At 35.5% G+C, this 14170-nt stretch carries 13 protein-coding genes; 8 read left to right on the forward strand and 5 right to left on the reverse strand.

The genetic code is table 11. The annotated features are described in order from the left end of the window. Positions 1-51: 51 nt before the first annotated feature. A complete protein-coding gene (gene araC / locus J3U42_RS02780; RefSeq protein WP_220219091.1) occupies positions 52-975 on the reverse strand; it encodes an arabinose operon transcriptional regulator AraC in 924 nt (307 codons plus the stop codon). 206 nt (positions 976-1181) lie between these two features. On the opposite strand from araC, the gene J3U42_RS02785 reads away from it, so the two are divergent. The 4 genes from J3U42_RS02785 (at position 1182) to J3U42_RS02800 (ending at position 6669) form a co-directional block, all read left to right on the forward strand. Then, complete coding sequence (locus J3U42_RS02785; protein ID WP_267335423.1) at positions 1182-2843, forward strand: ribulokinase; 1662 nt, start codon at positions 1182-1184, stop codon at positions 2841-2843. A gap of 41 nt (positions 2844-2884) precedes the next feature. Further along, positions 2885-4393, forward strand: coding sequence for an L-arabinose isomerase (araA, locus tag J3U42_RS02790; protein ID WP_267335425.1), 1509 nt, complete (start codon positions 2885-2887; stop codon positions 4391-4393). Positions 4394-4494: 101 nt separating this feature from the next. After that, the gene (locus J3U42_RS02795; RefSeq protein ID WP_220219616.1) at positions 4495-5892 is read left to right on the forward strand and encodes a sugar porter family MFS transporter; all 1398 of its coding nucleotides are present in this window, start codon (positions 4495-4497) and stop codon (positions 5890-5892) included. An 84-nt stretch (positions 5893-5976) separates the two neighbouring features. Further along, complete coding sequence (locus J3U42_RS02800) at positions 5977-6669, forward strand: L-ribulose-5-phosphate 4-epimerase (protein ID WP_220219088.1); 693 nt, start codon at positions 5977-5979, stop codon at positions 6667-6669. Positions 6670-6847: 178 nt separating this feature from the next. Here J3U42_RS02800 and J3U42_RS02805 read toward each other — a convergent pair whose 3' ends face one another. From J3U42_RS02805 to J3U42_RS02820, 4 genes are all read right to left on the reverse strand, one after another. After that, complete coding sequence (locus tag J3U42_RS02805; protein ID WP_267335429.1) at positions 6848-8446, reverse strand: bifunctional aspartate transaminase/aspartate 4-decarboxylase; 1599 nt, start codon at positions 8444-8446, stop codon at positions 6848-6850. 28 nt (positions 8447-8474) lie between these two features. Next, entirely contained in the window at positions 8475-10175 is a 1701-nt protein-coding gene (gene aspT / locus J3U42_RS02810) for an aspartate-alanine antiporter (protein ID WP_220219086.1), read from the reverse strand. A gap of 328 nt (positions 10176-10503) precedes the next feature. Further along, a complete protein-coding gene (locus tag J3U42_RS02815) occupies positions 10504-10902 on the reverse strand; it encodes a hypothetical protein (protein ID WP_220219085.1) in 399 nt (132 codons plus the stop codon). A 30-nt stretch (positions 10903-10932) separates the two neighbouring features. Next, positions 10933-12018 (reverse strand): class I SAM-dependent methyltransferase, encoded by a 1086-nt coding sequence (locus J3U42_RS02820; protein ID WP_267335433.1) that lies wholly within the window; start codon positions 12016-12018, stop codon positions 10933-10935. Positions 12019-12136: 118 nt separating this feature from the next. Here J3U42_RS02820 and J3U42_RS02825 point away from each other — a divergent pair, with 118 nt between their 5' ends. Genes J3U42_RS02825 through J3U42_RS02840 form a run of 4 tightly spaced genes read left to right on the forward strand, consistent with a single transcriptional unit; the run spans position 12137 to position 14169 of the window. Continuing rightward, positions 12137-12862, forward strand: a complete 726-nt coding sequence (locus J3U42_RS02825) for a beta-ketoacyl synthase chain length factor (protein ID WP_220219084.1) — start codon at positions 12137-12139, stop codon at positions 12860-12862. Then, on the forward strand, positions 12841-13638 hold the full coding sequence (locus J3U42_RS02830) for a lysophospholipid acyltransferase family protein (protein WP_267328567.1): 798 nt from the start codon (positions 12841-12843) through the stop codon (positions 13636-13638). The genes J3U42_RS02825 and J3U42_RS02830 overlap by 22 nt, the downstream gene beginning before the upstream one ends. Positions 13639-13649: 11 nt before the next feature. After that, on the forward strand, positions 13650-13904 hold the full coding sequence (locus tag J3U42_RS02835) for a phosphopantetheine-binding protein (RefSeq protein WP_220219082.1): 255 nt from the start codon (positions 13650-13652) through the stop codon (positions 13902-13904). A gap of 16 nt (positions 13905-13920) precedes the next feature. Then, positions 13921-14169 (forward strand): acyl carrier protein, encoded by a 249-nt coding sequence (locus J3U42_RS02840; RefSeq protein WP_220219081.1) that lies wholly within the window; start codon positions 13921-13923, stop codon positions 14167-14169. The last annotated feature ends 1 nt before the right edge of the window (position 14170 follow it).

Raw genomic sequence — 14170 nt, forward strand, 5'->3', positions numbered from 1 at the left:
TGTTTTAAGCTGATTATACAATGAAAAATCATCAAAACGTTCCAAAAAATATCAGCTCTCTATAAAATGACTTTTTTTATCAAATAAATAAAGGGAATTGATATTTTCAATCTTCCTTTTATTTTGCTCTTGTGTACTATAGCGATATTTTTGTGGGCTAAGGCCAATTCTTTTTTTGAAAATACGAGAAAAATAGAGTTGATCTTCAAAACCACAACAGAGCCCTATTTCAGCAATATTCATTTGTGTTGTTTGTAATAAAATCTTTGCACGACTTATTCTTTGTTCTTGTCGCCATTCACCAATCGACATGCCCATCTGATCTTTAAAAATATGTGCAATTCTCGATGTTGACAAACAAACTTTATCAGCAACGTTATCTAACAAAAATTTATTCTGATCCAGAGTATCAATCAGATAGTTACACACTTGCAATACACGATTATCAATACTTAGTGCAAACGTATCTGAACTTTCTTGAGCACGCCTTATTAAAAATTGCTCAAGCATACTCATAGCTAAATTTTCAGAATAAATAATCGTGGATTGTCCCACTTCGACAATTTTAATAAATAATTGCTCCAGCTCTTCTTTAACTTTAATGCTAGGGCGATAAAAACCTGTATTTTCTAATCGATTTTCCCAAGTTAACAAATATTTCCATGTTGATCTTGGTCTAAAATAGATCCAGAAGTGAAACCAATTATTTTCATCGTCTTTACGTCCATACAGGTGAGGCTCTTTTGGTGGAAATAGGACAAAATCACCGGGATGACAATTAAAAAATTCCTGATTACGATAAATAGTTCCCTGACCTGCGTAAGTTAGATTGATTATATAACCATTTAATCCCTTTGGGCGATCAATAAAAAAATCAAATTTCCCTGCTTTTTCTATAGGTGTTAACCCCGATACAAGATGAACATTAAATGAATAGCCTGGAAGCAGAGGATCATTTTGTTGAAAAGTATTCATCTTTTACCGCCCTATTTTTCTAAGATTTTTTTATTTTTACATAAAAATTCTTTTTGAATAGTAGCAATAGTGAGATCTCTATCACAAAACAAAATACCTAGACAGAATCGTCTATATTTATAGCAATAAATAACCTACTGGATAAAACTTAAATTAATTATTCTTCCGTAAAAGTTCCATTTAATTTGTTTTTGAGGTGGTATCGGATGAATAAAAAAATAGCAATTGGATTAGATTTTGGCAGCGATTCAGTCAGGGCTTTAGCGGTTGATTGTCAAAATGGTCAAGAATTAGCAACAGAAGTTGTGTATTACTCACGTTGGGCAAAAGGTGAATTTTGTGATCCGAAAAAGAATCAATTCAGGCATCACCCACTTGATTATATTGAATCAATGACCCTATCAATTCAATCTGTAGTCAAACAACTTGACACTTATGCTAACAATGTAGTTGCTATTGGTGTTGACTCGACAGGATCAACTCCCGCCCCAATTGATGATAATGGTGATGTACTAGCCCTGAAACCAGAGTTTACCAATAATCCTAATGCCATGTTTGTATTATGGAAAGATCATACCTCAGTGAACGAGGCAGAAGAAATTAATCAGCTATGCGCAACGTCCGACTATTCTCAGTATTTAGAATATTGTGGTGGTGTATATTCTTCTGAATGGTTTTGGGCGAAAATCATGCATATTTTCCGCCATGATAATGCCGTGAAAAATTCAACTGCATCATGGATTGAATTATGTGATTGGATCCCAGCTTTATTATCCGGAACGACAGCGCCCAATAAAATTAAACGCGGGCGATGCGCAGCCGGCCATAAATGTTTTTGGAGTGAACAATGGAATGGCTTACCGCCGTATGAATTTTTTGAAAAGCTTGACCCTTCACTTGTCAATGTACTGCCTTATCCATTGTTTAAAGAGACCTATACTGCCGATAAGCAAGTGGGAGTCATCACATCACACTGGGCAGACAAACTAGGATTGCCGACATCAGTTGTTATTGCCGGAGGCGCTTTTGACTGCCATATGGGTGCGGTTGGTGCAGGTGCTGAGCCTTATACTTTAGTAAAAGTAATTGGCACTTCAACATGCGATATATTACTGGCAGAAAAAGAAGTCATTAAAGATCGTTCAATCAAAGGTATTTGTGGTCAAGTTGATGGTAGCGTAATGCCTAATTATATTGGATTAGAGGCTGGCCAATCAGCTTTTGGTGATATGTATGCTTGGTATCAAACATTACTAGGTTGGCCGCTTAACCAATTAACCAAACAATTACCCGAAATACAATATGAAGTTGATCAATTAAAACAAACATTATTGAACCAGCTAGCCACGCAATGGTCTCAAAACCCTAATTTAGACAATATCCCAATAATCCTTGATTGGTTTAATGGACGCAGAACTCCATTTGCTAATCAACGGCTCAAAGGAGTTATCTCCAATTTAACGATTGCAACCGATGCTTTAACACTTTTTGGTGGTTTGATTTTATCAACTGCATTTGGTGCTAAAGCAATTATGGAATGTTTTATTGAACAACAAGTCCCTGTAAATAATATTGTTACATTAGGTGGTATAGCCAAAAAATCCCCTGTTATTATGCAAGTTTGTGCTGATGTTATGAATCGTCAATTAAAAGTTGTCAAATCAGAACAATGCTGTGCATTAGGTGCAGCAATTTTTGCAGCCGTTTCAGCCAATATTTATCCCGACATTCCAACCGCTCAAAAAATAATGTCCAGTAAGATCGAAAAAATGTTTATTCCAAATGCCGAAAGAGCCGCCAAATATCAGCAGCTGTATAGCAAGTATCTAACTTGGTCTACCTCTTGCGAACCTAATTATCACGTTTAGATTTGCACCCAACCTATCAATTAAATTTAAAGGAGTGAAATATGTTTGTTTATGAAGAAGCAGAAATTTGGTTTGTCGCTGGAAGTCAACATTTATATGGCCCGGAATCACTTGAGCAAATCAAAAAAAATATCCAATTAGTCTCAGAGTATTTCAATAAAGAAGCCAATCTACCAGTAAGAATAGTTCTTAAACCGCTAGCCACTAAACCGGATGAAATATATCGCTTATGCCAAGAAGTTAATTATTCGCAAAATTGTGTCGGTTTAATCACATGGTTACACACCTTCTCTCCAGCAAAAATGTGGATTAATGGATTAACCCAGTTACAAAAACCATTGCTACAACTTCATACGCAGTTTAATGAACTAGTACCATGGGATTCAATGGATATGGATTTTATGAATCTTAATCAAACTGCACATGGTGGGCGTGAATTTGGTTTTATTGGGTCTCGTATGCGTTTAGCTCATTCCATTGTCACAGGTTATTGGAAGGACAAGGAGGTACATGAAAAAATTGCAAAATGGATGAGAGTTTGTGTAGCCATACATGAAGAAAAAACAATGAAAGTAGTGCGATTTGGCGACAATATGCGAGAAGTTGCAGTAACCGAAGGCAATAAAGTATCGGCACAAATAAAATTTGGCTACTCAGTCAATACACATGCAGTGGGCGATCTGGTTTCGGTAATTAATTCAATCAATAATAGTGATATTGCCCAATTAATTGAGGAATATGAAACACTTTACCAAATTAGCCCTGTTGCTCAAGTTAATGGTCCAAAAAGACAAAATTTAATTGAAGCAGCAAAAATTGAATTAGGTATCAAAACGTTTCTTGAACAAGGCAATTATTCAGCATTTACCACTACATTTGAAGATTTATATGGTTTAGCACAATTGCCCGGTCTTGCCGTCCAACGGTTAATGGAAAAAGGTTATGGATTTGCCGCAGAAGGTGACTGGAAAACAGCCGCATTACTTCGAACAATGAAAGTAATGGCAAAAGACCTGTCTGGTGGAACGGCTTTCATGGAAGATTATACTTATGATTTCACCAAAGGCAATGAACTGGTTATCGGTTCACACATGTTGGAAGTTTGCCCGTCTATCACTGATGATGAAGTTAAACCATTATTGGATATTCAACCGTTAGGGATTGGTAATAAAGCCGATCCTGCACGCCTTATTTTTGCATCCAAACCTGGCTACGCTATCAATGCAAGTTTGATCGATATTGGTAATCGTTTCAGACTGATAACTAATGCATTACAAACCATTAAACAACCGTACCCATTACCCAACTTGCCTGTAGCTTGTACAGTATGGAAACCACTACCTTCATTAGATATTTCAGCCGAAGCGTGGATTCTTGCCGGCGGAGCTCACCACTCAGTTTATACCCAAGCATTATCAATGGATTATTTTAGACTCTATGCGCAACTGCACAATATTGAATTACTTGTGATTGATGAAAACACAGAAATGTGTAATTTCAGAAATGAACTGCGCTGGAATGAAATCGCCTATGGTAACACTAATGCATAACATTCTGATTTGGTACATAAAATTAAAGAAGTTATAACCGATAATTTTTAAAATAGATATAAATAAGGGGTAAATAGATGGATATCAATACACCTATACCAATGGATAAAAAGGCAAACAGTTCCGCAAAAAAAATGACATTTTTAATCGGTTTTTCAGCTGCCATGGCTGGATTATTATTTGGTTTAGATATTGGCGTAATTGCCGGTGCTTTACCGTTTATCACCATCCAATTCCAACTTACCACACAACTTCAGGAATGGGTGGTTAGTTCCATGATGTTAGGCGCAGCCTTAGGTGCCATATCAAATGGTTGGTTATCTTTTTATCTAGGAAGAAAATATAGTTTGCTAGCGGGCGCTTTATTTTTTATTGTCAGCTGTTTTGGCTCGGCTTTAGCGCCGAATGTCGAAGTCCTGCTCGTTTGGCGGGTGATCTTAGGGTTTGCTGTTGGAATAGCTTCGTATACGGCACCATTATATCTTTCTGAAATGGCACCAGAAACAATCAGGGGAAAAATGATAGCTGCATATCAATTATTAGTAACAATTGGTATTTTATTAGCTTTCTTATCTGATACCTATTTCAGTTTCACCGGAAACTGGCGAATGATGCTTGGTATTATCGCTATACCAGCAATTATTTTATTTTTGGTAGTGATATTCCTTCCTAATAGCCCTCGTTGGCTAGCTTCCAAAGGTCGATTAAAGGAAACCCAACAAGTTCTTCGATTAATTCGGAACGATCCAAACAAAATTCAACAAGAATTTGATGATATTACCGAAAGCTTAAAAGAGAAACAAGAAGGATGGACTCTTTTCAAAGCAAATAAAAATGTCCGTCGCACGGTTTACCTTGGTATGGCATTGCAAGCAATGCAACAATTTACCGGCATGAACATTATTATGTATTATGCACCGAAAATTTTTAGTCTTGCTGGCTTTCAAACAACGGAGCAACAAATGGTTGCAACCATAATTGTTGGACTCACTTTTGTATTAGCCACCTTTATTGCAATTTTTACCGTCGATAAATTAGGACGAAAACCTATTTTAAAAGTTGGATTTGGTATTATTGCAATAGGAACACTAATACTTGGTATTTGCCTGCAATTAATTGAAAACGGAAACACATCCTCAATCACATCTTATGCTGCTGTCGGTATGGCTATTATGTGTATAGGAGGATATGCCATGAGTGCTGCACCTGTGGTATGGATCCTTTGTTCAGAAATTCAGCCATTAAAAAGCCGTGATTTTGGTGTAACTTGTTCCACCACAACCAACTGGATATCCAATATGATTATTGGCGCAACTTTCCTCACTTTATTAAATCACATTGGTGTAGCACAAACATTTTGGCTGTACACCGCCATGAATATCTTATTCATTTTTGTTGTTATCTTGTTTGTGCCTGAAACTAAAAATATTTCGTTAGAACATATCGAAAAAAACCTAATGTCAGGAAAAAAACTGCGCCATATTGGTGTTGATAAATAAACAAATAAAGGCTAATTGAAGGACAATTTAAATTGAATTGTCCTTACTTATTATTCAATTCCCTCTTTATTAATAGGATTTTATATGTTTACGTCATTAAAACAACGGGTACTAGCTGCCAACTTATTACTGCCGCATTATCAACTTGTCACCTTTACATGGGGCAATGTATCAGAAATTGACAGGCAAAAAGGCGTGATTGCCATTAAACCTTCAGGCGTTGCTTATGAACAACTGAACGAAGATGATATTGTTATCGTCGATTTGAACGGAAACAAAATAGAAGGCCGGCTAAATCCTTCAAGTGATACCAACACACATTTAGCACTTTATAGAGCTTTTGAGCAGATAGGCGGAGTCATTCACACGCATTCACGTTACGCAACTATCTGGTCGCAAGCTGGTTTAGATATTCCAGCATTAGGAACAACACATGCTGACTATTTTTATGGTGATATTCCTTGTACAAGAGCGTTAAGCCCAACCGAAATCGCAACAGATTATGAACTCAATACGGGCAAAGTAATTATTGAAGAATTTGCCAAACGTTCATTAGAGCCAATGGCAATTCCAGGTGTGCTAGTTATGGGTCACGGCCCTTTTGCTTGGGGCATTACTGCACATGACGCAGTACAAAACGCCGTAGTACTTGAGGAAGTCGCAACAATGGCATTAGCTACCCGAAATCTCAATATCGGTATTAAAATACAATCAGAATTATTAAATAAACACTATTACCGCAAGCATGGAAAAAATGCCTATTATGGTCAAGGATAAACAATGTCATTTCCATTGATTTGATACTGAAAATTAATGCAGTTTAAATAACCTTAAATTAAAACGTTAACCACTATTTTCAATTTTTAAAGCAAAATATTTAATAATTCAAAAAATATAAAAAAGCCCTGCACTGATCAGGGCTTTTTATTTGTATTAATTAAAGATAATTATGCTGTTATTTTTTCTTACCTTTATACTCATTATAATACTCTTGAGCAAGTTTACGCATTGATAAGCCAATTGCAGCATATTGATACTCATTTAAATTTGCTAAAGAAGCACGTGCTGAAGGGTGTTGAACAGCAAAACCTTTACCAGGTAACAGAACCACACCTGCTTCATCAGCAATTCTAAACAACATCTCTGAAGGATTTTTATTTTTCAAAATCCACTTAGCAAATTTATCATCGTAAAGTTCACGACAAATATGCTCTAAATCAATTAATGTATAATAATCAACGCTATTTTCATCTGTATTATGTTTAAGACCTAAATGCTGATAGAGCGATGCTGCACGTCGACGTATAAGCGATTTTAATGCCGCTTTATAACTTTGATCATTATCCATCATTTCACATAGAGCAAACAGAACCATTTGTACTTGTTGTGGTGTTGATAGCCCGGCGGTATGATTCAAGGCAACAGCACGACTATCGGCAACTAAGCGATCAATAAATTTAAGATTTTGCGGATCAGTGACAATTGAGCTATAACGTTTATTTAAAACCTGTTTAGCTTTACTAGGTAAAGCTTTAATGGTTTTATCAATGACATTGTCACGAGTGGTAGCAATTACCCCTAAACGCCAGCCGGTTGCACCAAAGTATTTTGAAAATGAATACACCAAAATAGTATTTTTAGGGCAAATTGCGAATAAAGATTGAAAATCATCAGCAAAAGTACCATAAACATCATCGGTTAAGATGATTAAATCAGGGCGTTTTTTCACTATATCAGCAATGATTTTTAAACTTTTATCATCGATCTTAACTGACGGTGGATTCGATGGATTGACTAAATAGAAAGCTTTTATTGATGGGTCTTCAAGTTTACGCAATTCAGACTCTGGATATTGCCAATTTGCATCCGGATCGGCATTAATCAATACTTCAACTAATTGATAATCATTAAGAGCTGGGATTTCCAAATATGGGGTAAAAATTGGTGCACCTATTGCAATTTTATCCCCTTTTTGAATCAAACCATTCTCTTTCATTGAATTAAATATATAAGCCATTGCGGCGGTACCACCTTCAACGGCAAACAAATCAAGATCATCACGATCAAGATACTGCGCTCCCATTTGTTGCAACACATAGGCTTTCACTATTTCTTCACTAAAACGCAACATTCTGTCGGGTACAGGATAGTTACATCCCAAAATACCTTGAACCATTTCTTGTAAAAAAGCGTTTTCATCAAGTCCTAGTTGATCACGAATATAGGAAAATGCTTTACCTAAAAAAGCGACACCAGGCGTTTCATAATTTTGGCGAACAAAATGCTCAAAGCGCCCTGTTAATCCAGCTTTTATTGGAAATCCACCTACACCTTCATTCAAATAAGAATAAGACATTTCCGATTCTTGAATTGCAAAAACACCCAGTTGGAAGAAAGCTTGACGCGGCCAAGTAGCAAGAAAGTTAGGATTACCACGACCAGCATTTAACATAGTTCGGTCAGCGTGGCTTTGAGCTAGTTTAATTAAGTTATCTTTCAATTCAAAAGGGCTTAAATTAGCGTACTTTGCATACTCTGTTTTAATTTTTTTCATAATTTGTACCTTTAATCTGATATTACAATTAAACAAAAGCCACAACTAATGGTCCTAGTAATGTTAGGAACACATTAGCTAAAGCATAAGTAATAGCAAAAGAGTTAGTCGGGGTAGAGTTACCTGCTTTGTTTAGCACTTCCCCAAAAGCTGGGTTAGCACTACGAGAACCTGCTAACGCACCGGCAAATACCGCTGAGTTTTTATAACCCAATACATATTTACCAAAATAGATAGCAAGCAACATAGGTAAAATAGTTACCACCACGCCAATTAAAAATAGAGACAGACCTTGTTCTCGAATGGTATCAATAGCTTGAAGACCAGAACTTAATCCAACAACCGCAACAAAACCAGCCAGACCAAAATCTTTTAATAGTTGCAATGCCCCTGTTGGAATATTACCAACAGTTTGATGAAGCGAGCGATACCAACCAAACAATAGGCCGGATAACAATGCACCACCACCAGCACCTAAAGTAATAGGAATATCACTAACACGGATAACGATTAATCCAATAATTAACCCCACAACCAAGCCCAAACCATGGAATATCCAGTCTGTTTTTTCGCTTTTAGTGATGGGTGCCCCAATTTTATCCACAACACGACGTAAATCGCTATCAGCACCATAAATTGTAATCACATCACCTAATTTTAAATTGATGTCATTATTGAGTGGTAGTTGCTGTCCGTCTCGATGAATAGCCGTTAAATAGATGCCATGTTTTAACTTCATCACTTCTTCAGACGATAAAACTTGCGTTAAATTTTGACCAACATAACGTGTATTACGCATCTCAACATCTTGTGTATTCATCACCACATCCATGCCAGAAGCGGAATTGACTTCAGTACCAAGCAAATCACTCGCTTTAATCATCGAATCACGGTGACCAACAACCAATATAATATCCCTTGCTTTCAATAAAGTATCAGGACTAGCTTCGAGGATATTATTACCCCGTTTGATACGTTCGATACTGATACCATCGACAAGCTTTTCAACACTCTCAACAGTTTGATTAATTTTATTGGTAATGCGATATAAACGGCCTGTAACATCTGATAGCGCTAAATTTTGGTTGCTACCTAATAGAAGTGAACCATGAAGTTGCTCAGCTTGTGCCTTCATCGCATCATCGTTAATATCACTGCCCATAATTTTAGGAAGGATATTGACACAAACAATAATGGCACCAAGCGAACCAAAAATATAAGTCACAGCATAACCTATTGTGACATTACCTTGCATTTTACTGAGTTCTTCAGCACTCAGACCTAATTGACTTAAAGCATCAGAAGCGGTACCCATAATTGCAGATTGGGTTAATCCACCAGCCGCTAAACCAGCTGCAAGGCCTTTATCTAAATGGAATAATTTTGCCAATATAACCACCGTTGCAAAGCCAGCAACAGCAATAAACAATGCTAAAAATATTTCACGTAAAGTTTTTACACCCAGTGAACGGAAAAACTGCGGACCACTTTCAAAGCCAACAGCATAAATAAATAGCGCAAATAGCACAGCTTTAACGCCAGCGTCAACTGTGACGCCAAAAACACTTAGTGCTACTGCCACGAGTAATGAACCTGCAACGCCACCCAATTGAAATTTACCAATGCGAATAGCACCGATTAAATACCCTAAACTCAGAGAGAGAAATAATAGAATTTCCGGTGAGTGTCTAAGTCCATCTAAAATCCAGTCAGAAAGCCATTGAAACATAATAATTGTCCTCAAGTGCTAAGATTTATGATTTAAGAATATGAAAAGATATTTGTCAGATTGGAGCAATATTCACAAAAGAATATGAATACAATTACATATTAAACTGCAATGAAAAGAATAGATATTCAATTTTAACGATTAATATTATTGTTAGAATATGGTAGTTGAAGAAATTAACATTATCAATAAGATTTTAAAGTATGCACACAGTTAAACTAAATGTGGAACTTAATTTATAAGCTCAGTAAAAAACTGAGCTTATAAACTGCTTGATTTTTAATATTCAGCATTGACAAAGAAGCTGAATAATTTAACTTTCGTAAAATTATTTTGTTTTAAAAATATTTTCTCTAATTCTCGCATCTAAATTGTTGATCCAACGATTATAGTTACGATGAACATTGCCACGTTTATCTTTTAAATTATCACTAGCTGAAACATATTCGATAGAATATCCATTAGCTGAATAAGGAATATTTACAACAACCTCAAATTTACGGTTGAACAAACTACCTCGGATATTGTTATTATCTACTGATTGAAATTTCCAAGTACCAAAAGCTGAACGACCATTAGTTGAAGTATTCAAAATCGCTTGTTTAACTTGCTCTTTTGTGACTCCTTGTACAGGTGTAGTGACATTTTTGGGTGCTTGAAATTTACTAGCACAACCGAGTAATGTGGTAATAAATAGCGTGGTTATAATTAACTTAATAATTTTCATTGTTAACTCCTTTAATCTAAATTATATTATTTAACGTTTTTTACATATCAACAAAGTATGACCGTATCCTAAGCCATCAATATCCTTTTCAACGTGAAAACCGGCGCTATTTAAACACTGATAAAAAACCTTCGAATGATAAAAACGACTATTACCATTTGCTAAACACGTAAAGTATAAAGATGAAGCATTTAAACTTAATGCCCCTGCTTCAAAAGCTTGCCTGTCCCAAAAAAGATCCATAATACATAAAACTGCATCATCTCTCATGCTACCATGAATCAACGACAAAATATGGGTAATTTGTTCTACACTAAAACAATCTAAAAACTGGCTCATCCACCAAACATCAGCTTCATTCGGCAGTTGTTTGGCTAATAATAAGTCAACGGCAAAACCATGAATTCGATCATCAAAACCGGCTGCTTTAATATTATTTTGGGCAACGGCTATTTGTTGAGGTAAATCTAAGAGTGTTATCTTAAGATCTGCACATTGCTGGGCACAAAAAATAGCCCATTTACCGGTATTTCCGCCAACATCATAAATATGCTTAGGATTGAGATCTTTAATATGAGAATAAGCAACTGGAAATGAATGATCAGAATAGAAGTGGTCAAAGGCGAACCAGCTTTTTTTTGCTTGTTCAGGTAATTCTTGTAATGCGGGGTAAATAGTATTCCAATCACCAAATACTTTTAATCCTTCAGGTTTACCATTTGCTAATGAGTCTTGAAGATAAAACATACTTTGATAACACACGTCTTTCACAAAATCGAAATTTACCTTCGTCATCGTGTCATGTAGCAAATAATGACCAACCTTACCTAAAATAAAATGATCATTATCTTGATAAACAATATGCATACTCAATCCAATATCTAATAAAAGCTGAAGAGAATAAGATGACAACGAAACTTTATCCATTAAATCATCTAAACTCATACCAGTTTTACCGGCATTATCGAGTTGAGCTAATATGCCTTCATTTTTCATACACGCAACAGCTTGAAACATTAATGGTGCAAATGCTATTTTTTGTGCTTCAGTTATTGCTTCTAAGGCAGTATAAATATCCTTATCATAATTAAATTTTTTTGTGTTGAGTCCTTTCAATCTATTGCCTTTTTGAAGTTTTACTGTATTTTATAAACAGCCCCATATTAGGGATTGGTAAAAATAAATAATATTACAATTTATTATTAAGTAAAGAGTTAATTGAAACATTATCAAGATGAATTTTTCTTTTTCCATAAAAAACTGGTTTGCTCTCTCTTCTGGTCTATCTAATCAATCGGATTGGGAAAATTGGTCTAAAAATTCCAACCATGATTGGAATTTGCCTTTGCCAAAGCTAGTCAATTTACCCATGATGCAAGCTCGCAGGATGAGTGTTCAATCACGTCTAGCGGTAGAAGTTGGAATGGAATTAATTAAACAATCTCAAGTTCCCGATCTCGCGGTATTTACCAGTCAACATGGTGAGATAGATAAAACATATAAAATTTTATCAATGCTCAATCAAAATAGTGATATTTCGCCCACTGATTTTGCTTTATCAGTTCATAATACCGCATCAGGTTTGCTAACTATTATTGCCAAAAAACCAATCCCAATCACTTCTATTTCTGCTCATTATGACAGTTTTCAACAAGGATTAATTGAAGCAATATCTGTATTAACGCAAGAAGATAAAACAGTATTACTAATAGACTTCGACGGAACCATTCCCGATACATATCACAGTTATATAAAGTCATCGGTTCCAACTTACGCTGTTGGCTATATAATAACAAGAGGTAATGAGATCAGTTGCCAGAATATAACGCAAACAACAACTGTTCCTGCTGAAAAATACCCACAATCGCTTGCTTTTTTACGTGCTTATTTAAATAAGCAACAGCGCTTCATAGTAAAAGGAAATACTCAAGATTGGTTATGGACGATGAACGAGAAGTAATTAAACAACGCCGTCAAATCAATATATTTTGGCGTCTTATTGCTACCACATTTGGATTTATATTATTTGGATCTTATGGATTATTCATACTATCGCTATTGTGGTTTACTTTATTAAGATTATTTGTTTGGAACGAAGCTAAAAGAATCGCTATTGCGCAAAAAAGTATTAGTTTCAGCTTTAAGATTTTTTTATGGATTGTCAAATCGCTAGGTATTATCGATTATCAGTTTTACGGTCTTGAAAAACTTAAACAAGATAAAAATTGTTTAATCGTTGCAAATCATCCCTCCTTACTTGATGTCGTACTGTTAGCGTCAGTTATGCCTCGCTGTGATTGTTTAGTAAAAGGTGCATTGTTACAAAATATTTTTATCAGTGGAATTATCAAAACGGCAGGTTACATTTTAAATCAGGAGTCTGAAAAAATATTGCCTCAATGTCAGCAAATTCTGGCAAATGGCGGACGAATTTTAATATTTCCTGAAGGAACAAGAAGTGTACCGAATGAACCGATCAAATTACAAAGAGGGGCGGCTAATATCGCATTAAGGTGTCATGCAGATTTGAGAGTCATCCACATCCAATGTAACCCTCCTTTACTGTTCAAAAAACAAAAATGGTACCGAATACCATATAAAAAACCCTGTTTCACTATTACAATTGGCGAAAAAATAGCGATTAACGAATTTTCTGAATTTAGTACTACGATAGCGGCACGGAAATTAACCCAGCGCTTAACATCAATTTTTAACAAAAAAAGTGAGATAATTTAAAAAGGAAACTTATGGAAAAGCTACAAAATGAAATTAAGCAGATAATTATAGATGTACTTAATTTGGAGGATATCACACCGGCTGACATAGATACAAAAGCCCCGCTGTTTGGTGATGGATTAGGTCTGGATTCTATTGATGCTTTAGAGCTAGGACTTGCGATAAAAAGCAATTATGGTATTGTTTTATCTTCTGAAAGTGAAGAGACCAAAAAAGCGTTTTATTCCGTTCAAACATTAGCAGATTTTATTTCAGCACAACAATAAAAAGGAGCTTAATAACATGGATAAACAACAAATCTTTGAGCAAGTTAAATCTGCACTTGTCCAACTTTTTGAACTTTCATCTGAAGATATTACACCCGAATCAAAACTTTTTGAAGAGCTAGATTTAGATAGTATAGATGCGGTTGATTTAGTCGTTCATCTACAAAAGAAGATCGGTAAAAAAGTTGATCCTGAAACGTTCAAATCAGTCAGAACTGTTCAAGACGTTGTTGATGCGGTTGATAACTTAATTAATAGTAAATAAT

It is taken from the genome of Gilliamella sp. B2923, from assembly GCF_026536565.1.
Classification (GTDB): domain Bacteria; phylum Pseudomonadota; class Gammaproteobacteria; order Enterobacterales; family Orbaceae; genus Gilliamella.